A 19,397-nucleotide genomic window follows, 5' to 3' on the forward strand; every position below is an offset into this window, starting at 1 on the left:
AGCGGGCCTTTCTCGTAAACCGTGCCGATTACAGGCTGGATACGTTCTCAGACAGGTATTTAGCCACGCCGTCTGGGGAAGCAGCCATACCTTCTTTACCTTTTTCCCACTGAGCCGGGCACACTTCGCCGTGCTCTTCGTGGAACTGCAGCGCGTCAACCATGCGCAGCATTTCGTCGATGTTACGACCCAGCGGCAGATCGTTCACAACCTGGTGACGAACGATGCCGTTCGCGTCGATCAGGAAGGAACCGCGCAGCGCAACGCCAGCGTCCGGATGTTCGATACCGTAAGCCTGCTGGATTTCGCGTTTGATGTCCGCAACCATTGCGTATTTCACCGCACCGATGCCGCCTTTGTCGACAGGGGTGTTACGCCATGCGTTGTGTACAAATTCAGAGTCGAAGGAGACGCCAACAACTTCCACGCCACGCTTCTGGAATTCTTCATAACGTTTGTCGAAAGCGATCAGCTCAGACGGGCAAACGAAAGTGAAGTCCATTGGCCAGAAGAACAGAACGGTCGCTTTACCGTTGGTGTGCTGTTTGAAGTTGAAGTTTTCAACGATTTCACCGTTGCCCAGAACTGCTGCAGCTGTAAAATCCGGAGCCGGACGAGTTACCAGAACCATATGATTCTCCTGTAGATACTAAGGTTATTTGGAACGCAACGCGAGCCAGTATAGAGAGTGTTCATGGATAAGACAAAGAGGTGGTGACAATCGTTCCGCCAGCTTTTACCTATCAATCCAATCTCCATTAAAGTTGTTTGTTTTTCGCCTGCGCCATCATGCGCGGGTAAAACTGCCAGAATCGGGTCTCCAGCGCATCGTAATGTTCATCCAGGTCATACCAGGAATCCCGCAGCGCATCCAGCCGCGGGCGACGGCTCGCCATCCCATTCAACACGTTCTGGATAAAGTCCATCTCGCGATAGCGCTCCAGCCAGCGTTCCGACCACAGATAGTTATTCAGATTCACAAAGCGCGGCGGCGAGTCGGGCAGAATAATCGACACCTGCTGGTGGGCATAGCGCACAAACGCCGGCAGCGGCATCTCCGGCGACAGCTGTTCCCAGTGGCGCGACAGGAAGTGATCCCACATCACGTCGAGCGTGATCGGGGCAACGCGGCGCGTTTCAGGGCGGAACCAGGCTTTGGCTTCCGTCACTTCCGGCAGCTTATCCGTCAGCACGTCGATGCGGCGGTGCATAAAAATCCCGTCGACAACCTCAGGGGAGTAGTCTTCTGCGGGATTACCGCGTACGAAATCGGCCAGCAAATTGCCCGAGAGGGAGCTGTCAGCAAGGTGCGCGAGATGCAGGTGAGCGAGAAAATTCATGCGTTTTATTTGTCCGGGGGCGGCTAGTTGTTGCAGCAAAAGGGTGTGAGCACTAGACTATGCCGCCTGTTTTTAAGTCACGAGTATACGTCATGCGCGTCGCCGATTTCTCCTTTGAACTACCTGAATCCCTGATTGCTCACTATCCCATGCCTGAGCGCAGCAGCTGTCGCTTACTGTCACTGGATGGGCCAACGGGCGAGCTGACGCACGGTACTTTCACCGATTTGCTCGACAAGCTCAACCCTGGCGATCTGCTGGTCTTTAACAATACCCGCGTGATCCCGGCGCGCCTGTTTGGCCGTAAAGCCAGCGGCGGTAAGATTGAAGTGCTGGTCGAACGTATGCTCGATGATAAACGTATTCTGGCACATATTCGCGCTTCTAAGGCGCCGAAGCCGGGCGCGGAGCTGCTGCTGGGCGATGATGAGAGCATCAAGGCGACCATGACCGCGCGCCACGACGCGCTGTTCGAGGTGGAGTTCAACGACGAGCGCACGGTGCTTGATATCCTGAACGCCATCGGCCACATGCCGCTGCCGCCGTATATTGAGCGTCCGGACGAAGAGGCCGACCGCGAGCTGTACCAGACCGTCTACAGCCAGAAACCGGGTGCCGTCGCTGCGCCGACCGCGGGCCTGCATTTTGATGAGCCGCTGCTGGAAAAACTGCGTGCGAAGGGCGTGGAGATGGCGTTCGTGACGCTGCACGTCGGCGCGGGGACCTTCCAGCCGGTACGCGTGGACAGCATTGAAGACCACATCATGCACTCTGAGTATGCCGAAGTGCCTCAGGATGTGGTGGACGCGGTGCTGGCGGCGAAAGCGCGCGGTAGCCGCGTCGTGGCGGTCGGGACGACGTCTGTGCGCTCGCTGGAGAGCGCCGCGCAGGCGGCGAAAAACGGTCTTATCGAGCCGTTCTTTGGCGATACGCAGATCTTTATCTACCCGGGCTATCAGTACAAAGTGATTGACGCGCTGGTGACCAACTTCCATCTGCCTGAATCGACGCTGATTATGCTGGTTTCCGCGTTCGCGGGCTATCAGCATACGATGAATGCCTACAAGTCTGCGGTAGAACAAAAATATCGCTTTTTTAGCTACGGGGACGCGATGTTTATCACGTACAATCCGCTGGCTTTGAATGAGCGTGTCGGGGAATAAGTCCGCGGCACCGTTTTACAACGTTGGACTGTTTTTCTGACGTCGGAGAAAAAATGAAATTTGAACTCGATACCACCGACGGTCGCGCGCGTCGCGGTCGCCTGGTGTTTGATCGCGGCGTGGTGGAAACCCCCGCGTTTATGCCTGTGGGCACGTACGGCACCGTAAAAGGGATGACGCCGGAAGAAGTAGAAGCCACTGGCGCACAGATTATCCTCGGCAACACCTTCCACTTGTGGCTGCGTCCGGGTCAGGAGATCATGAAGCTCCACGGCGATCTGCACGATTTCATGCAGTGGAAAGGCCCCATCCTGACCGATTCCGGTGGCTTCCAGGTCTTCAGCCTGGGCGATATCCGCAAGATCACCGAGCAGGGCGTACACTTCCGTAACCCGATCAACGGCGATCCGATTTTCCTCGATCCCGAAAAGTCGATGGAGATTCAGTACGATCTCGGCTCTGACATTGTGATGATCTTCGACGAATGTACGCCGTACCCGGCGGACTGGGACTACGCAAAACGCTCCATGGAGATGTCCCTGCGCTGGGCGAAGCGTAGCCGTGACCGTTTTGATTCTCTGCAGAACAAAAATGCGCTGTTCGGCATTATCCAGGGCAGCGTTTACGAAGATTTACGCGATATCTCTGTTAAAGGTCTGGTAGAGATAGGTTTTGATGGCTACGCTGTCGGCGGTTTGGCTGTGGGTGAGCCGAAGGAAGACATGCACCGTATTCTGGAACATGTCTGCCCGCAAATCCCGGCGGATAAACCACGATACCTGATGGGCGTGGGTAAACCAGAAGATCTGGTTGAAGGCGTACGCCGCGGCATTGATATGTTTGACTGCGTCATGCCAACCCGCAACGCGCGTAACGGCCACTTGTTCGTTACCGATGGCGTGGTGAAAATCCGTAACGCGAAGCATAAGAGTGACACCAGCCCGCTCGATTCCGAGTGCGATTGCTATACCTGTCGCAATTATTCTCGCGCGTATCTGCATCATCTCGATCGTTGTAACGAGATTTTGGGCGCGCGTCTCAATACCATTCATAATCTTCGTTATTATCAGCGCTTAATGGCTGGTTTACGTAAGGCTATCGAAGAGGGTAAATTAGAGAGCTTCGTGACCGATTTCTACCAACGTCAGGGGCGGGATGTTCCACCGTTGAACGTTGATTAATTTTAATAATGAGGGAATTTGAATGAGCTTTTTTATTTCTGATGCGGTAGCGGCAACAGGTGCTCCAGCGCAGGGCAGCCCGATGTCTCTGATTCTGATGCTGGTTGTGTTCGGTCTGATCTTCTACTTCATGATCCTGCGTCCCCAGCAGAAGCGCACCAAAGAGCACAAAAACCTGATGAACTCCATTGCGAAAGGCGATGAAGTACTGACTAACGGTGGTCTGGTCGGTCGCGTAACCAAAGTGGCTGAAAACGGCTACATTGCTATCGCCCTGAACGACACCACTGAAGTGGTCATCAAACGTGACTTCGTAGCTGCCGTTCTGCCGAAAGGCACCATGAAGGCGCTGTAATCCCAACTTTTCCCAAAGGGAACTGCCGTGTTAAACCGTTATCCTTTGTGGAAGTACATCATGCTGGTCGTCGTGATTCTCGTCGGCCTGCTGTACGCGCTTCCCAACCTGTATGGTGAGGATCCGGCTGTTCAAATCACTGGCGCGCGCGGTGTCGCCGCCAGTGAGCAAACGCTGATCCAGGTCCAGAAAACGTTACAAGAAGAAAAAATTACCGCTAAGTCTGTGGCTCTGGAAGAGGGTGCAATTCTTGCTCGCTTCGACACCACCGACACGCAGCTCCGCGCACGTGAAGCGCTGATGGGCGTGCTGGGTGACAAATACGTCGTGGCGCTTAACCTTGCCCCTGCAACCCCGCGTTGGCTGGCTGCGATGAAAGCAGAGCCAATGAAACTCGGTCTTGACCTGCGTGGCGGCGTTCACTTCCTGATGGAAGTGGATATGGATACCGCGCTTGGCAAGCTGCAGGAACAGAATATCGACAGCCTGCGCAGCGATCTGCGTGATAAAGGCATCGCTTACACCACCGTGCGTAAAGAAGATAACTACGGCATGAGCATCACGTTCCGCGACAGCGCGGCGCGCGATCAGGCTGTAGATTACCTGACCCAACGTCACCGTGACCTGGTGATCTCCTCGCAGGGCAGCAACCAGCTGCGCGCGGTGATGACCGATGCGCGTCTGAAAGAAGCGCGTGAATATGCCGTTCAGCAGAACATCAACATTCTGCGTAACCGTGTAAACCAACTGGGCGTGGCTGAGCCGCTGGTACAGCGTCAGGGTGCTGACCGTATCGTGGTTGAACTGCCGGGTATCCAGGACACTGCGCGTGCGAAAGAGATTCTGGGTGCGACCGCAACCCTGGAATTCCGTCTGGTGAACTCCAACGTCGATCAGTCCGCTGCAGCCGCAGGGCGTATTCCGGGTGACTCCGAAGTGAAACAGACTCGCGAAGGTCAGCCAGTTGTGCTGTACAAACGCGTGATTCTGACCGGTGATCACATCACCGACTCCACCTCGAGCCAGGACGAATACAACCAGCCGCAGGTTAACATCTCGCTGGATAGCGCGGGTGGTAACATCATGTCTAACTTCACCAAGGACAACATCGGCAAGCCGATGGCGACCCTGTTCGTGGAGTACAAAGACAGCGGTAAGAAAGATGCAAACGGTCGTGCGGTGCTGGTGAAAGAGGAAGAGGTGATTAACATCGCCAACATCCAGTCTCGTCTGGGTAACAGCTTCCGCATTACCGGTATTAGCAACCCGAACGAAGCGCGTCAGCTCTCCCTGCTGCTGCGTGCCGGTGCGCTGATTGCGCCAATTCAGATTGTTGAAGAACGTACCATTGGTCCAACACTGGGTATGCAAAACATCCAGCAGGGCCTGGAAGCGTGTCTGGCCGGTTTGGTTGTCTCTATCCTCTTCATGATCTTCTTCTATAAGAAGTTTGGTCTGATTGCGACCTCCGCGCTGATCGCCAACCTGGTGCTGATCATCGGCATTATGTCCCTGCTGCCGGGGGCGACGCTGACCATGCCGGGTATTGCGGGTATCGTCCTGACCCTTGCGGTGGCGGTCGACGCCAACGTACTGATTAACGAACGTATCAAAGAAGAGTTGAGCAACGGTCGCTCTATTCAGCAGGCGATTGACGAAGGCTATAAAGGGGCGTTCAGCTCCATCTTCGATGCGAACGTAACAACACTGATTAAGGTTCTTATCCTGTATGCAGTGGGTACTGGCGCGATCAAAGGCTTTGCGATTACAACCGGTATCGGTGTCGCAACGTCAATGTTTACCGCTATTGTCGGCACCCGTGCCATCGTGAACCTGCTGTACGGCGGCAAGCGCGTCAAAAAGCTGTCTATCTGAGGAGTGCGTTGTGGCACAGGAATATACTGTTGAACAATTGAACCACGGCCGTAAAGTCTGGGACTTTATGCGCTGGGACTACTGGGCCTTCGGCATTTCAGGTTTCCTGCTGATTCTGTCCATCGTCATTATGGGCGTGAAAGGCTTTAACTGGGGTCTCGATTTCACCGGTGGTACGGTTATCGAGATCTCCCTGGAAAAACCGGTCGATATGGACCAGATGCGCCTGTCTCTGCAGAAAGCGGGCTTTGAAGAGCCGCTGCTGCAGAACTTCGGCAGCAGCCGCGACATCATGGTGCGTATGCCGCCGGTGCACGATGCTAACGGCAGCCAGGAGCTGGGCAGTAAGGTTGTTAGCGTGATTAACGAAACAACCAGCCAGAACGCGGCGGTTAAGCGTATTGAGTTCGTCGGCCCAAGCGTGGGTGCTGACCTGGCCCAGACCGGCGCGATGGCGCTGCTGGTGGCGCTGATCTCCATCCTGGTATACGTCGGTTTCCGCTTTGAGTGGCGACTGGCGGCCGGTGTGGTTATCGCCCTGGCGCACGACGTGGTGATCACCATGGGCATACTGTCGCTGTTCCACATTGAGATTGACCTGACGATCGTGGCATCCCTGATGTCCGTTATCGGTTACTCACTGAACGACAGTATCGTGGTATCTGACCGTATCCGTGAAAACTTCCGTAAGATCCGTCGCGGTACGCCGTACGAAATCTTTAACGTGTCGTTGACCCAGACGCTGCACCGTACCTTGATCACCTCCGGTACCACATTGATGGTGATCCTGATGCTGTTCCTCTTCGGTGGTCCGGTACTGGAAGGCTTCTCGCTGACCATGCTGATTGGTGTCACCATCGGTACGGCATCGTCTATCTACGTTGCGTCTGCACTGGCTCTGAAACTCGGCATGAAGCGCGAGCACCTGCTCCAGCAGAAAGTGGAGAAAGAAGGGGCGGATCAGCCGTCCATTCTGCCGTAAAGCGACGTTTAGCGCGTTATCGAAATCCCGGTCTGTTGACCGGGATTTTTTTTTATCTGCTCCTGACAAACACTCCTGACAGTATGCTGTCAGGAGCCCTGTCGTAGACTCTTTTCGAACCCAAACAAGAGTCAGGAGGATGTATGAAAAGCGTCATTAACTGGTTTGAAATTCCGGTCACGGATATGGATCGCGCCATCAAATTTTATGAGCCAGTGATGCAGCTCGCGCTGCGTCGCGAGAAAATGGACTGCGCTGAGCTGGCCGTTTTCCCACATGAGGATCCGGGTACCGGCGGGGCTCTGGCAAAATTTGACGGCGTTACACCGTCTTTGCAGGGCGCTATTATTTACCTGCATACTGACAACCTGGCGGCCACGCTCGATCGCATCGCCTCTGCGGGCGGCGAGTGCGTGTTTGGCCCGCTGGAACTGCCGCATGGCATTGGCACTATCGCCTTGTTTACCGACAGCGAGGGTAACCGCGTCGGTCTCCATCAACCTGCCTGAGAGCGGAATAAGATATGACCCGACGCGCTGACCGTTTGTTTCAGATTGTGCAGATCCTGCGGGGCAGGCGTCTGACAACGGCAGCGCATCTGGCGGACCGGCTTGGCGTGTCCGAGCGTACGGTCTACCGCGATATCCGCGACCTGTCGCTTTCCGGTGTGCCGGTGGAAGGTGAGGCAGGGAGCGGATATCGGCTGATGTCGGGTTTTGACCTGCCGCCACTGATGCTGACAAATAAGGAATCTGAGGCGCTGATCGTCGCGATTCGCCTGCTCAAAACCTGGGGAGGGGAATCGCTGTCGCGCGAGCTGGAGTCGGCTCAGGAAAAGGTGCTGGCGATTCTGCCCGAGGAGAGTCGTCGAAAGGCGGAGCAGACGCGGATCTACGCCCCGGATTTTTGCATGCAAAGCCACTCCCGCAGCGATTTTGACAGGATTCATCAGGCGATTTCCGCCCAACAGGTGCTGGCGCTGCATTACCGTGATGAAGCAGGACAGCTGTCTAATCGTGAGGTTCAGCCGCTGGGGCTGTTCTTCTGGGGAGAGCGCTGGCTGCTGGCGGCGTGGTGTGAACGGCGCGATGACTATCGCTGTTTCCGGCTCGACAGATGCCTCAATATTGTGACTACGGAAAGGCGGTTTAGCGAGAGTGCGGACAGGTCTCTGGCAGATTTTTTGCGGAAGGTTAAGCAGTAAAAAGCCGGGTGGCGGCTACGCCTTACCCGGCCTGCATTCGGATCGTTGGCCCGGTAAGCGTAGCACCACCGGGCGAAACCCACACTGATTAGAAGTTGTAACCTACAACCAGGTAGCCACCCCAACCGGTTGATTTAGACGTGAAGTCACCCTCACCCCAGTTAACGGTATCCCCACCTTTCCACTGGCCGCCGTTATGGAAATAACGCGCGACGACAGAGTAGTGCCAGTGATCGTAGTTCAGGGCCAGAACGTGGCTGGACGCGATAGAGTTACTGGTGCGGTTCTTGTCATCACCCAGATCTGAGCCCCAGTCGAAGTTGGTGAAGCCGATGTAGGTCAGCTGGCCACCCCAAACCTGAGTGATTGGCACAAAGTATTTTACTTTGAAACGGTAGCCATCCCACTCGTTTTCGTTTGAAGCGCCATAGTTCTGCCACTGGTATTTAGCATACACGTTCAGAGACAGGCCCATTGGCAGACCGGTATCGATATCTGTACCCAGACCCATGTACCAGGTGCTCTGACGGCTGCCTTTGTTATCGCCCATATCGTAGATATAGTTGTTGGCGAAATACCATTCTTTGAACGGACCAAAACTCAGGTCGGTACCCGTCAGTTTATCAATAGAGAAACGCGGTTCGATTTCCATGAACAGCGGGGAACCGTCGGACCAGATACCTTTGTCGTTACCGTTACCCCAGTCAAAGGTCTTAGGAATATCGATATAGCCATAGAAATCAAACCAGTCTTTTTTAGCAAACGCTTCGTATTCCAGATAAACGTCGTTGTTCAGCTTCGGAGAAAAGCGCGTGTGGTAGCTGCCGACCACGTTAACGCTCTGGTGCCACCAGTCGGAGAGGTATTGTGGTTTATCGTTTTCCGCTGCGTTAACAGTGAAAGAGGAAGAAAGTGCCAGCACGGCGCCAGCTGCGAGTAATGTTTTTTTCATAATCATGCCACTGATTGAAATTCCCTTCCGGGAGTGAAAAATGCGCGAATTGCGTTTCTAAATATTTCGTGTTTCTGCGGTGCCTATTATAGGAATCCCTGCTCACAAAAATATGTGTTGTTTCACATATCTCTCACACACGTAATCGATTGCGTTCACGTTTGCGTACTTTAAACGGCCGGGATTGTAGCGGCAATCATTTATGTTGCCAATCCATACTAAATGTAAATGTTAGCGGAGTGACATTTCACTCCGCTAAAAGAGGGGTTACTGAGCGGCGGGCTGGATATCGTGAATGCGGATGAAACCTAACTGATCCGGAGTCAGTCCGTTAAGCTGCAGTGGAATGTCAACATCGCTCGGAGCCAGCACGCTGGCCGGTGCGGTGAACAGCTGACGATTAACATTCACCTCCTGGTAGCTCTCCGTGGTGCCCTGGATCTGTCCCCATTCGACGGTGCCGCTGAAGGCTGGCAACGGATCGTTGGATTCTCCCTGGATGCGTAATGTTGCGCGAGTACCATTTGCATTCGCCGCCACGTTTACCAGAGACATTTTTAGCGTGCCAATCTGACTATTGAGCCGCGCGGGCGTGTTCGCCCCCGGTAGCAGATAAACCCCGCTGCTGGATTTAGCATTCAGCGCGTTTTGCTGGGTGATCTTCACCGTTTCTTTGTTCAGTTTGTCCATCGCCGTATTGAGCGTATTCACGCTCTGTTTCATCTGACGGACTTCGGTTTGCTGTGCACAGGCGCTAAGGGTGAAGAGGCTCCCCACCAGCAAAATTTTCAGGTAACGTCTTGTCATTGCGTTTATTTCCTTGAAATAACGGATCGTCCTAATGGTAGCCAGCATCATCGTGTCAGACATAGATCCTTTGTCTCAAAAAGCTCTTCCTTTGTTGTCAGGCCAGATCAGGGTAAAATGAAAATTAGTTAACCGGATAACAGGGATACCGTATGCATTGCCCATTCTGCTCCGCTGTGGATACCAAAGTCATCGACTCTCGTCTTGTGGGCGAAGGGTCATCCGTACGCCGTCGTCGGCAATGTCTGGTGTGCAACGAGCGTTTCACGACCTTTGAGGTTGCTGAGCTGGTAATGCCGCGCGTGGTAAAAAGCAACGACGTGCGAGAGCCGTTTAACGAAGAGAAACTGCGCAGCGGGATGCTGAAGGCCCTGGAAAAACGTCCCGTCAGCGCGGACGACGTTGAAATGGCGTTAAACCACATAAAATCTTACCTTCGTGGTTTGGGTGAGCGTGAAGTGCCGAGCAAAATGATCGGCAACCTGGTGATGGAGCAGCTGAAAAAGCTCGATAAGGTCGCCTATATCCGCTTCGCTTCGGTCTACCGCAGTTTCGAAGATATCAAAGAGTTTGGCGAAGAGATCGCCCGCTTACAGGATTAAGCTCATGCAGGATGAGATTTACATGGCGAGAGCCATGAAGCTGGCGCAGCGCGGTCGTTTTACTACCCATCCTAACCCGAACGTCGGGTGCGTTATCGTCAAAGATGGCGAGATCGTGGGGGAGGGGTTTCACTATCGTGCCGGCGAACCGCATGCTGAGGTTCATGCGCTGCGCATGGCCGGCGAGAAGGCGCGCGGTGCTACGGCCTACGTCACACTGGAGCCCTGCAGCCATCACGGGCGTACGCCGCCGTGCTGCGAAGCGCTTATCGCGGCAGGTGTTTCGCGCGTGGTCGCATCGATGCAGGATCCGAATCCGCAGGTAGCCGGACGCGGTCTGTATCGCCTGCAGCAGGAAGGCATTGACGTCAGCCATGGCCTGATGATGCAGGACGCGGAAGCGCTCAACAAAGGCTTTCTGAAGCGCATGCGCACGGGGTTCCCGTATATTCAGCTCAAGCTGGGCGCCTCGCTGGACGGTCGTACGGCGATGGCAAACGGCGAAAGCCAGTGGATCACGTCGCCACAGGCAAGGCGCGATGTGCAACGTCTGCGCGCGCAAAGCCATGCTATTCTCACCAGCAGTGAAACCGTTCTGGCTGACGATCCGGCTATGACCGTGCGCTGGGACGAACTGAATGCCGATACTCAGGCGCTTTACCCGCAGGAGAACCTGCGTCAGCCGCTGCGTATTGTCATTGATAGCCAGAACCGGGTGACGCCGGAGCACCGCATCGTCCAGCAGCCGGGTGAAACCTGGATTGCCCGTACTAAAGAAGATACGCGCGAATGGCCGGAAGGCGTGCGCAGCATTATGGTGGCGGAGCATAACGGTCATCTGGATCTGGTGGTGCTGATGATGCTGCTCGGCAAGCAGCAGGTGAACAGCATCTGGGTCGAAGCCGGGCCAACGCTCGCCGGTGCGCTCTTACAGGCCGGACTGGTGGATGAATTGATTGTTTACGTTGCGCCTAAACTGTTAGGTCACGATGCGCGCGGCCTGTTTGTGCTGCCTGGCCTTGAAAAACTGGCCGACGCACCGCAACTCAAATTTAGCGAGATTCGTCCGGTAGGTCCGGATGTCTGCCTCCACTTAACGACAGCGTAATTGCTCCTGAAATAGGGAAGCAGTGCGCAAAGTATTATGATAAGATCCGCCCCCCTGCGGGGCCAAATGAACCCGTAAAGGAAGAGTATGAACATTATTGAAGCTGCTGTAGCTACCCCGGACGCTCGCGTCGCCATCACCATTGCGCGTTTCAACAACTTCATCAACGACAGCCTGCTGGAAGGTGCTATTGACGCCCTGAAACGTATCGGCCAGGTTAAAGATGACAATATTACCGTTGTTTGGGTTCCAGGCGCTTACGAACTGCCACTGGCGGCGGGCGCGCTGGCGAAAACCGGTAAATATGACGCGGTGATTGCACTGGGTACCGTTATTCGTGGCGGCACTGCGCACTTCGAATACGTTGCGGGCGGTGCAAGCAACGGTCTGGCACACGTTGCGCAGGATGCTGAAATTCCTGTCGCGTTCGGCGTGCTGACCACCGAAAGTATTGAACAAGCCATCGAACGTGCTGGCACCAAAGCCGGTAACAAAGGTGCAGAAGCTGCACTGACCGCGCTTGAAATGATCAATGTATTGAAAGCCATCAAGGCCTGATTTTTTTGTAAGGGGAATTCCGTGAAACCTGCTGCTCGTCGCCGCGCCCGTGAATGTGCCGTCCAGGCACTTTACTCCTGGCAGTTGTCCCAGAACGACATCTCTGATGTTGAATACCAGTTCCTGTCAGAACAGGACGTGAAAGACGTTGACGTTCTGTACTTCCGTGAACTGCTGTCGGGAGTGGCGACTAATAGCGCGTATCTCGATGGTCTGATGAAGCCTTACCTGTCCCGTCTGCTCGAAGAGCTGGGCCAGGTAGAAAAAGCAGTGTTGCGTATTGCGCTGTTTGAGCTGTCTAAACGTGATGATGTGCCGTATAAAGTGGCCATCAACGAAGCGATCGAACTGGCGAAAACCTTCGGCGCTGAAGACAGCCACAAGTTTGTAAACGGCGTACTTGATAAAGCAGCACCTGCGATCCGTCCCCACAAAAAGTGATCCGCAAACCGGAGTCCTGCATTGCCTGACGGGCAGTGCGGCTCCGGTTTTTTCTTTTATTTGCTGAGGCATAACGTATGGCATGCGGCGAATTCTCCCTGATTGCCCGTTATTTCGACCGTGTCAGAACCTCTCGTCTTGATGTTGAAACCGGCATTGGCGATGACTGTGCACTTCTCAATATTCCCGAAAAACAGACGCTGGCAATCAGCACCGACACCTTAGTGTGCGGCCGTCATTTCTTACCGGATATCGATCCTGCCGATCTGGCGTATAAAGCGCTGGCGGTGAACGTCAGCGATCTGGCGGCGATGGGTGCCGATCCTGCGTGGCTGACGCTGGCTTTGACCCTGCCAGAGGTGGATGAAGCCTGGCTGGAAGCCTTTAGCGATGCGCTGTTTGAGCAGCTTAGCTACTACGATATGCAGCTGATTGGCGGTGATACCACTGCCGGTCCGCTGTCGATGACGCTGGCGATCCACGGCTATGTGCCGCTTGGCCGCGCGCTGAAGCGCTCAGGCGCAAAACCCGGTGACTGGATCTACGTGACCGGTACGCCGGGCGACAGTGCGGCAGGGCTGGCGATCCTTCAGAACCGTTTAACGGTTGAAGATGCTGATGATGCGGCATATCTGGTAAAACGCCATCTGCGGCCAACACCGCGTATCTTGCACGGCCAGGCGCTGCGCGAACGGGCGAGCTCGGCTATCGATCTCTCTGACGGGCTTATCTCGGACCTCGGCCATATTCTGAAGGCTAGCGGCGTCGGCGCGCGCGTTGACCTGGACCTGTTCCCGCTGTCTGAGCAACTGCTTCGCCATGTAGAGCCTGAGCTGGCCCTGCGCTGGGCGCTGTCCGGTGGTGAAGACTACGAACTGTGCTTCACGGTGCCTGAGCTCAATCGCGGAACGCTGGATGTGGCGTTAGCGCATCTCGGCGCGAAATTTACCTGCATCGGTCAGATCATGCCGGAGAGTGAAGGGCTGAAGTTTGTGAAAGACGGTGAGCCGGTTACGCTGGACTGGAAAGGGTACGATCACTTCGCGTGATGTTGTGCGCTCTGTATTGCCGGGTGTCGGCTCCGCCTTACCCGGCCTACGTGCTTACTTAAATCCCACAACCGGATGCTGCTGATACGGCGTCTCCAGCTCGGCAACCTGCTCCGGCGTCAGCGTGATATCCACCGCATTCAGCAGTTCGTCAAGCTGCTCTTCCCGGGATGTGCCGATAATCGGCGCCGCGACGCCGCGTTTACCCAGCAGCCAGGCCAGCGCCACCTGGGCGCGGGTTGCCCCGGTATCGTCGGCAATTCCGGCTAAGCGTTCGGCAATTAGCGCATCGCTGGCTTCCGTACCGCCATACAGATTTTTTCCCACTTCATCCGATACCAGACGGGCCGTGGTTTCTCCCCACGGACGGGTCAGACGACCGCGCGCCAGCGGGCTCCACGGGATCACCGCCACGCCCTCCTGATGGCACAGCGGCAACATCTCGCGCTCTTCTTCACGATAGATCAAGTTGTAGTGATCCTGCATGGTGACGAAGCGCGCCCAGCCGTGCTGCGCCTGGAGATCCAGCGCCTGAGCAAACTGCGACGCGTGCATAGACGACGCGCCGATGTAGCGTGCTTTACCGGCTTTGACCACGTCGTTCAGCGCTTCAAGCGTCTCCTCGACTGGCGTGTTGTAATCCCAGCGGTGAATTTGCAGCAGGTCGACGTAATCCATGTTCAGGCGTCTGAGGCTGTCATCAATGGAGCGCAGGATCTGTGCGCGAGAAAGGCCCTCAGCCAGGTCGCCTACCGGATAGTAGACCTTGGTGGCGACGACGATGTCATCACGACGGGCAAAATCGCGCAGGGCGCGGCCAACAATCTCCTCGCTGCTGCCGTCGGAGTAGCTGTTGGCGGTGTCAAAGAAGTTAATGCCGCCCTCGATGGCGCGTTTGATAATCGGACGGCTGCTCTCTTCCGGCAGCGTCCAGGCGTGGTTTCCCCGATCGGGTTCGCCAAAGGTCATGCATCCCAGACAAAGTCGGGAAACCTTAAGGTCCGTTTTTCCTAACGTAGTGTATTGCACGGTTCCGCTCCTGCTGTTTAAACACCAGGTTTAAGCATAGCAGGAGCGGAAAAGGGGGAAGGGGTCAGTCCAGCCAGCGGCGGATTTTAGCTTCGATACCGGCAGCGTCCAGGCCAATCGCCGCACGGGCTTCATCCTGGGTACCCTGAGGAATGAAATGATCCGGCAGGCCGAGGTTTAGCACCGGCACGGCTTTACGATTTGCCATCAGCACCTCGTTCACGCCGCTGCCCGCGCCGCCCATAATGGCGTTTTCTTCCAGCGTGACCAGCACGTCATGCGTCTCCGCCATACTCAGGATCAGCGATTCGTCGAGCGGTTTCACAAAGCGCATGTCCACCAGGGTGGCATTCAGCGCTTCAGCCGCTTTCGCCGCCTCTGGCATCAGCGTGCCGAAGTTCAGGATCGCCACTTTTTCACCGCGACGCTTCACCAGACCTTTACCGATCGGCAGTTTTTCCAGCGGCTGGAGCTCAACGCCCACCGCATTGCCGCGCGGGTAGCGAACGGCGCTTGGGCCATCCTGATAGTGGTAGCCGGTAAACAGCATCTGACGACATTCGTTCTCGTCGCTTGGCGTCATGACGACCATGTCCGGAATACAGCGCAGGAACGACAGGTCAAACGCGCCCTGGTGCGTCTGGCCGTCGGCACCGACGATGCCTGCACGATCGATAGCAAACAGCACCGGCAGCTTCTGAATCGCCACGTCGTGGATCACCTGATCGTAGGCGCGCTGCAGGAAGGTGGAATAGATCGCGACAACCGGCTTGTAGCCGCCAATGGCCAGGCCCGCCGCAAACGTAACCGCATGCTGCTCGGCAATGGCAACGTCAAAATACTGGTCAGGGTATTTTCTGGAGAACTCCACCATGCCGGAGCCTTCACGCATGGCCGGGGTGATCGCCATCAGCTTGTTGTCTTTCGCGGCGGTTTCGCACAGCCAGTCGCCGAATATTTTTGAATAGCTCGGCATGCCGCCGCTGCTTTTTGGCAGACAGCCGCTGGACGGGTCAAATTTCGGTACCGCGTGGAAGGTGATCGGATCTTTTTCCGCCGGTTCGTAGCCACGCCCTTTTTTGGTCATGATGTGCAGGAACTGCGGGCCTTTCAGGTCGCGCATGTTCTTGAGCGTGGTCACCAGACCGAGCACGTCATGGCCGTCAACCGGGCCGATATAGTTAAAGCCCAGCTCTTCAAACAGGGTGCCCGGCACGACCATGCCTTTGATGTGTTCTTCGGTACGCTTGAGCAACTCTTTGATCGGCGGTACGCCGGAGAAGACTTTCTTGCCGCCTTCACGCAGCGAGGAGTAAAGCTTGCCGGAGAGCAGCTGCGCCAGATGGTTGTTCAGCGCGCCGACGTTCTCGGAAATCGACATTTCGTTATCGTTAAGGATAACCAGCATGTCCGGCTTGATGTCGCCCGCATGGTTCATGGCCTCAAAGGCCATACCGGCGGTGATGGCACCGTCGCCAATCACGCAGACGGTGCGGCGCTGCTTGTTCTCTTTTTCGGCGGCAACGGCAATCCCGATGCCCGCCGAAATGGAGGTAGAGGAGTGGCCAACGCTCAGCACGTCGTACTCGCTCTCACCGCGCCACGGGAACGGGTGCAGGCCGCCTTTCTGACGAATGGTGCCAATTTTATCGCGACGTCCGGTCAGAATTTTGTGCGGATAGGCCTGGTGGCCCACGTCCCAGATGAGCTGATCGAACGGCGTGTTATAGACATAGTGCAGCGCCACGGTCAGCTCTACCGTGCCAAGCCCGGAGGCGAAATGGCCGCTGGAGCGGCTAACGCTGTCGAGCAGGTAGCGACGCAGCTCGTCGCACAGCTTCGGCAGGCTCTCTTTCGGCAGCAGACGTAACTCCTGGGTGGAGTCAACTAACGCCAGTGTCGGGTATTTGGCAATATCAAAACTCATCAAAGGCTCATCGAGATATATAGTTTATTTATCACGCTGGATTATATAGTCCGCTAGCGCTTCCAGTGCCGAGGTATCCAGCGATTGCGCGGCCAGTTCATTTAGCGACTGGCGGGCATCGTCAATCAGATCCCGGGCTTTACGTTGGGCTTGCTCAAGGCCCAGCAGGGCGGGGTAGGTACTTTTGCCAAGCTGCTGGTCCGCACCCTGACGTTTACCCAATGTTGCAGTATCGCCCACCACATCCAGAATGTCATCCTGAACCTGGAATGCCAGACCGATACTTTCTGCGTATCTGTCCAGAATCGGCAGGGCTTTGCGCCCTTGTTCACCCGCGCTCAGCGCGCCCAGGCGAACGGCGGAACGGATCAACGCCCCTGTTTTATGGCGATGAATACGCTCCAGCTGTTCCAGATTAACCTGACGTCCTTCAGCTTCAAGATCCAGCGCCTGTCCGCCGCACATGCCGGCTACGCCGCTGGCCATTGCCAGCTCGGAGATCATCGCCAGGCGGTCACGGTCAGCCACTTCCGCCATCGGCGCGTCGCTCAAAATCGAGAACGCCAGCGTTTGCAGGGCATCACCCGCCAGAATGGCATTCGCCTCGCCAAACTTGATATGGCAGGTGGGTTGACCCCGACGTAAATCGTCGTCGTCCATGGCCGGGAGATCGTCGTGGATCAGCGAGTAGGCATGGATGCACTCAACGGCGGCTGCCGGGGCGTCCAGCGTGTTATCGCTGATGCCAAACATATTGCCCGTGGCGTACACCAGGAACGGGCGCAGGCGCTTTCCACCCAAGAGTGCGCCATAGTGCATGGCTTCAACCAGTGGAGTGTTCTGAAAAGGCTGTGGCGCGATAAAACGGCGCAGGGCGTCGTTGGCGCGTACGACACGCGCCTGAAGCTCATTGGCAAAATCCATTTACTCGGCGTCCGGTGTGAAAGGCGTGGTTTTCGCGTCTTCGCTGTCGGAAAGCAGGATCTGCACGCGCTGCTCGGCCTGCTGCAGCTTGACCTGCCCCTGGCGCGCCAGCTGCACGCCACGCTCGAATTCGTTGAGCGCCTCTTCCAGCGGGAGATCGCCGCTCTCAAGGCGGGTAACAATTTGCTCCAGTTCACTCAGCGCAGTTTCGAAACTGGCCGGTGCGTCGTTCTTCTTCGGCATAGTGAATTGACTCTTATATTCTCAGCCCCGACATGGTAACGGACTCAGGGCAATTATCAAATAACGCGCAATGTGCACAGGAGCGGCGCGATGGTGGTATACTTGCGCGCCTGGATGCAGCCACGGGTGTGGGCTGCTGTACTCTTTTCCATTACAAGCCTTAATACGCTTGCCTAAGAAACATTGCCGCCATGAAGTTTATCATTAAATTGTTCCCTGAAATCACCATCAAAAGCCAATCTGTGCGTTTGCGCTTTATTAAAATTCTCACCGGGAACATTCGAAACGTATTAAAGCACTACGACGAAACCCTCGCCGTGGTGCGCCACTGGGACCACGTTGAGGTCCGTGCCAAAGACGAAAACAAACGTCAGGATATTCGCGACGCCCTGACCCGTATTCCGGGTATCCACCATATCCTGGAAGTGGAAGATGTCCCGTTCAGCGATATGCACGACATCTTCGAGAAAGCGCTGGTCCAGTACCGCGACCAGATCGAAGGCAAAACCTTCTGCGTGCGCGTAAAGCGTCGCGGCAAGCACGAGTTCAGCTCCATTGAAGTGGAACGTTACGTCGGCGGCGGTCTGAACCAGCACGTCGAGTCTGCGCGCGTGCGCCTGACCAACCCTGACGTAACCGTCAATCTGGAGATCGAAAACGATCGCCTGCTGCTGGTGAAAGGGCGCTATGAAGGTATCGGCGGCTTCCCGATTGGCACCCAGGAAGACGTATTGTCCCTGATCTCCGGCGGCTTCGACTCCGGCGTCTCCAGCTATATGCTGATGCGCCGCGGCTGCCGCGTACACTACTGCTTCTTCAACCTGGGCGGCGCGGCGCACGAGATCGGCGTTCGTCAGGTCGCGCATTACCTGTGGAACCGCTTCGGCAGCTCCCACCGCGTGCGTTTCGTGGCAATTAATTTCGAACCGGTGGTCGGCGAGATTCTGGAGAAAGTGGACGACGGCCAGATGGGCGTCATCCTGAAGCGCATGATGGTGCGCGCGGCGTCCAAAGTGGCTGAACGCTACGGCGTGCAGGCGCTGGTCACCGGCGAAGCGCTGGGCCAGGTTTCCAGCCAGACGCTGACCAACCTGCGTCTGATCGACAACGTGTCTGATACGCTGATCCTGCGTCCGCTGATCTCCCACGATAAAGAGCACATCATCGATCTGGCGCGCGAAATCGGCACCGAAGATTTTGCCCGCACCATGCCGGAATACTGCGGCGTGATCTCAAAAAGCCCAACGGTGAAAGCGGTGAAGGCGAAGATCGAAGCGGAAGAAGAGCACTTCGATTTCAGCATTCTGGAAAAAGTGGTGGCGGAAGCGTCCAACATTGATATCCGCGAGATTGCCCAGCAGACCGAGCAGGAAGTGGTAGAAGTGGAAACCGTGAGCGGTTTCGGCGCTAACGATGCGATTCTGGATATCCGCTCTATTGATGAGCAGGATGACAAGCCGCTGCAGGTTGAAGGCGTCGACGTGGTTTCTCTGCCGTTCTACAAGCTGAGCACGAAGTTTGGCGATCTCGACCAGAGCAAAACGTACCTGCTGTGGTGTGAGCGCGGGGTGATGAGCCGCCTGCAGGCGCTGTATCTGCGCGAGCAGGGCTTTGCGAATGTGAAGGTGTATCGCCCGTAGTTTCTCGCCGGGGAGTG

21 protein-coding genes are annotated in these 19,397 nt (G+C 55.9%); 13 read left to right on the forward strand and 8 right to left on the reverse strand.

Features of this window, described 5'->3' with window-relative positions:
- Positions 1-28 precede the first annotated feature (28 nt).
- Positions 29-631, reverse strand: coding sequence for a peroxiredoxin (locus tag AC0TOY_RS08615; protein WP_008503347.1), 603 nt, complete (start codon positions 629-631; stop codon positions 29-31).
- Between the two features lie 127 nt (positions 632-758).
- Positions 759-1,340: an ACP phosphodiesterase gene (gene acpH / locus AC0TOY_RS08620; protein WP_024906800.1), complete on the reverse strand. Its 582-nt coding sequence runs from the start codon at positions 1,338-1,340 to the stop codon at positions 759-761.
- A gap of 92 nt (positions 1,341-1,432) precedes the next feature.
- Between acpH and queA the strand changes: the two genes are divergently transcribed.
- From queA to AC0TOY_RS08655, 7 genes are all read left to right on the forward strand, one after another.
- Positions 1,433-2,503: a tRNA preQ1(34) S-adenosylmethionine ribosyltransferase-isomerase QueA gene (queA, locus tag AC0TOY_RS08625; RefSeq protein ID WP_148769542.1), complete on the forward strand. Its 1,071-nt coding sequence runs from the start codon at positions 1,433-1,435 to the stop codon at positions 2,501-2,503.
- Between the two features lie 53 nt (positions 2,504-2,556).
- A complete protein-coding gene (tgt, locus tag AC0TOY_RS08630; RefSeq protein ID WP_003859110.1) occupies positions 2,557-3,684 on the forward strand; it encodes a tRNA guanosine(34) transglycosylase Tgt in 1,128 nt (375 codons plus the stop codon).
- 22 nt (positions 3,685-3,706) lie between these two features.
- Complete coding sequence (gene yajC, locus AC0TOY_RS08635; RefSeq protein WP_003859109.1) at positions 3,707-4,039, forward strand: preprotein translocase subunit YajC; 333 nt, start codon at positions 3,707-3,709, stop codon at positions 4,037-4,039.
- A gap of 27 nt (positions 4,040-4,066) precedes the next feature.
- The gene (gene secD / locus AC0TOY_RS08640) at positions 4,067-5,914 is read left to right on the forward strand and encodes a protein translocase subunit SecD (protein WP_473721723.1); all 1,848 of its coding nucleotides are present in this window, start codon (positions 4,067-4,069) and stop codon (positions 5,912-5,914) included.
- A 10-nt stretch (positions 5,915-5,924) separates the two neighbouring features.
- Positions 5,925-6,896, forward strand: coding sequence for a protein translocase subunit SecF (gene secF / locus AC0TOY_RS08645; RefSeq protein WP_024906803.1), 972 nt, complete (start codon positions 5,925-5,927; stop codon positions 6,894-6,896).
- A 143-nt stretch (positions 6,897-7,039) separates the two neighbouring features.
- On the forward strand, positions 7,040-7,405 hold the full coding sequence (locus tag AC0TOY_RS08650) for a VOC family protein (RefSeq protein ID WP_032646150.1): 366 nt from the start codon (positions 7,040-7,042) through the stop codon (positions 7,403-7,405).
- Between the two features lie 14 nt (positions 7,406-7,419).
- Positions 7,420-8,100, forward strand: coding sequence for a helix-turn-helix transcriptional regulator (locus AC0TOY_RS08655; protein ID WP_048992545.1), 681 nt, complete (start codon positions 7,420-7,422; stop codon positions 8,098-8,100).
- Positions 8,101-8,188: 88 nt separating this feature from the next.
- Here the strand turns inward: AC0TOY_RS08655 and AC0TOY_RS08660 are convergent, their stop codons facing one another.
- Positions 8,189-9,052 carry a nucleoside-specific channel-forming protein Tsx gene (locus AC0TOY_RS08660; protein WP_024906806.1) on the reverse strand — a complete coding sequence of 288 codons (864 nt, stop codon included), beginning with the start codon at positions 9,050-9,052 and terminating at the stop codon, positions 8,189-8,191.
- 267 nt (positions 9,053-9,319) lie between these two features.
- Positions 9,320-9,859: a SadB/YajI family lipoprotein gene (locus AC0TOY_RS08665; protein ID WP_024906807.1), complete on the reverse strand. Its 540-nt coding sequence runs from the start codon at positions 9,857-9,859 to the stop codon at positions 9,320-9,322.
- Between the two features lie 152 nt (positions 9,860-10,011).
- Here AC0TOY_RS08665 and nrdR point away from each other — a divergent pair, with 152 nt between their 5' ends.
- The 5 genes from nrdR (at position 10,012) to thiL (ending at position 13,617) form a co-directional block, all read left to right on the forward strand.
- Positions 10,012-10,461 (forward strand): transcriptional regulator NrdR, encoded by a 450-nt coding sequence (gene nrdR / locus AC0TOY_RS08670; RefSeq protein WP_008503337.1) that lies wholly within the window; start codon positions 10,012-10,014, stop codon positions 10,459-10,461.
- Positions 10,462-10,465: 4 nt separating this feature from the next.
- Positions 10,466-11,569 carry a bifunctional diaminohydroxyphosphoribosylaminopyrimidine deaminase/5-amino-6-(5-phosphoribosylamino)uracil reductase RibD gene (gene ribD / locus AC0TOY_RS08675; protein ID WP_024906808.1) on the forward strand — a complete coding sequence of 368 codons (1,104 nt, stop codon included), beginning with the start codon at positions 10,466-10,468 and terminating at the stop codon, positions 11,567-11,569.
- 87 nt (positions 11,570-11,656) lie between these two features.
- Complete coding sequence (gene ribH / locus AC0TOY_RS08680) at positions 11,657-12,127, forward strand: 6,7-dimethyl-8-ribityllumazine synthase (protein ID WP_006176874.1); 471 nt, start codon at positions 11,657-11,659, stop codon at positions 12,125-12,127.
- Positions 12,128-12,148: 21 nt separating this feature from the next.
- Positions 12,149-12,568: a transcription antitermination factor NusB gene (gene nusB / locus AC0TOY_RS08685; protein WP_024906809.1), complete on the forward strand. Its 420-nt coding sequence runs from the start codon at positions 12,149-12,151 to the stop codon at positions 12,566-12,568.
- 77 nt (positions 12,569-12,645) lie between these two features.
- Positions 12,646-13,617 (forward strand): thiamine-phosphate kinase, encoded by a 972-nt coding sequence (thiL, locus tag AC0TOY_RS08690; RefSeq protein WP_024906810.1) that lies wholly within the window; start codon positions 12,646-12,648, stop codon positions 13,615-13,617.
- A 54-nt stretch (positions 13,618-13,671) separates the two neighbouring features.
- Here the strand turns inward: thiL and AC0TOY_RS08695 are convergent, their stop codons facing one another.
- From AC0TOY_RS08695 to xseB, 4 genes are all read right to left on the reverse strand, one after another.
- Positions 13,672-14,646: an aldo/keto reductase gene (locus AC0TOY_RS08695; protein ID WP_048992550.1), complete on the reverse strand. Its 975-nt coding sequence runs from the start codon at positions 14,644-14,646 to the stop codon at positions 13,672-13,674.
- Positions 14,647-14,710: 64 nt separating this feature from the next.
- Positions 14,711-16,573: a 1-deoxy-D-xylulose-5-phosphate synthase gene (dxs, locus tag AC0TOY_RS08700; protein WP_024906812.1), complete on the reverse strand. Its 1,863-nt coding sequence runs from the start codon at positions 16,571-16,573 to the stop codon at positions 14,711-14,713.
- Between the two features lie 24 nt (positions 16,574-16,597).
- Positions 16,598-17,497: a (2E,6E)-farnesyl diphosphate synthase gene (ispA, locus tag AC0TOY_RS08705; RefSeq protein WP_008503332.1), complete on the reverse strand. Its 900-nt coding sequence runs from the start codon at positions 17,495-17,497 to the stop codon at positions 16,598-16,600.
- Positions 17,498-17,740 carry an exodeoxyribonuclease VII small subunit gene (xseB, locus tag AC0TOY_RS08710; protein WP_008503331.1) on the reverse strand — a complete coding sequence of 81 codons (243 nt, stop codon included), beginning with the start codon at positions 17,738-17,740 and terminating at the stop codon, positions 17,498-17,500. It lies immediately after the preceding gene.
- 191 nt (positions 17,741-17,931) lie between these two features.
- On the opposite strand from xseB, the gene thiI reads away from it, so the two are divergent.
- On the forward strand, positions 17,932-19,380 hold the full coding sequence (thiI, locus tag AC0TOY_RS08715) for a tRNA uracil 4-sulfurtransferase ThiI (RefSeq protein WP_024906813.1): 1,449 nt from the start codon (positions 17,932-17,934) through the stop codon (positions 19,378-19,380).
- The last annotated feature ends 17 nt before the right edge of the window (positions 19,381-19,397 follow it).

It is taken from the genome of Enterobacter sp. PL_is379 (assembly GCF_055817355.1).

What these genes read in the sequence shown, in the direction of transcription:
- AC0TOY_RS08615 (WP_008503347.1), bottom strand. Translation starts at nt 631, where the DNA reads ATGGTTCTGGTAACTCGTCCGGCTCCGGATTTTACAGCTGCAGCAGTT.
- acpH (WP_024906800.1), bottom strand. Translation starts at nt 1,340, where the DNA reads ATGAATTTTCTCGCTCACCTGCATCTCGCGCACCTTGCTGACAGCTCC.
- queA (WP_148769542.1), top strand. Translation starts at nt 1,433, where the DNA reads ATGCGCGTCGCCGATTTCTCCTTTGAACTACCTGAATCCCTGATTGCT.
- tgt (WP_003859110.1), top strand. Translation starts at nt 2,557, where the DNA reads ATGAAATTTGAACTCGATACCACCGACGGTCGCGCGCGTCGCGGTCGC.
- yajC (WP_003859109.1), top strand. Translation starts at nt 3,707, where the DNA reads ATGAGCTTTTTTATTTCTGATGCGGTAGCGGCAACAGGTGCTCCAGCG.
- AC0TOY_RS08650 (WP_032646150.1), top strand. Translation starts at nt 7,040, where the DNA reads ATGAAAAGCGTCATTAACTGGTTTGAAATTCCGGTCACGGATATGGAT.
- AC0TOY_RS08655 (WP_048992545.1), top strand. Translation starts at nt 7,420, where the DNA reads ATGACCCGACGCGCTGACCGTTTGTTTCAGATTGTGCAGATCCTGCGG.
- AC0TOY_RS08660 (WP_024906806.1), bottom strand. Translation starts at nt 9,052, where the DNA reads ATGAAAAAAACATTACTCGCAGCTGGCGCCGTGCTGGCACTTTCTTCC.
- AC0TOY_RS08665 (WP_024906807.1), bottom strand. Translation starts at nt 9,859, where the DNA reads ATGACAAGACGTTACCTGAAAATTTTGCTGGTGGGGAGCCTCTTCACC.
- nrdR (WP_008503337.1), top strand. Translation starts at nt 10,012, where the DNA reads ATGCATTGCCCATTCTGCTCCGCTGTGGATACCAAAGTCATCGACTCT.
- ribD (WP_024906808.1), top strand. Translation starts at nt 10,466, where the DNA reads ATGCAGGATGAGATTTACATGGCGAGAGCCATGAAGCTGGCGCAGCGC.
- ribH (WP_006176874.1), top strand. Translation starts at nt 11,657, where the DNA reads ATGAACATTATTGAAGCTGCTGTAGCTACCCCGGACGCTCGCGTCGCC.
- thiL (WP_024906810.1), top strand. Translation starts at nt 12,646, where the DNA reads ATGGCATGCGGCGAATTCTCCCTGATTGCCCGTTATTTCGACCGTGTC.
- dxs (WP_024906812.1), bottom strand. Translation starts at nt 16,573, where the DNA reads ATGAGTTTTGATATTGCCAAATACCCGACACTGGCGTTAGTTGACTCC.
- ispA (WP_008503332.1), bottom strand. Translation starts at nt 17,497, where the DNA reads ATGGATTTTGCCAATGAGCTTCAGGCGCGTGTCGTACGCGCCAACGAC.
- xseB (WP_008503331.1), bottom strand. Translation starts at nt 17,740, where the DNA reads ATGCCGAAGAAGAACGACGCACCGGCCAGTTTCGAAACTGCGCTGAGT.
- thiI (WP_024906813.1), top strand. Translation starts at nt 17,932, where the DNA reads ATGAAGTTTATCATTAAATTGTTCCCTGAAATCACCATCAAAAGCCAA.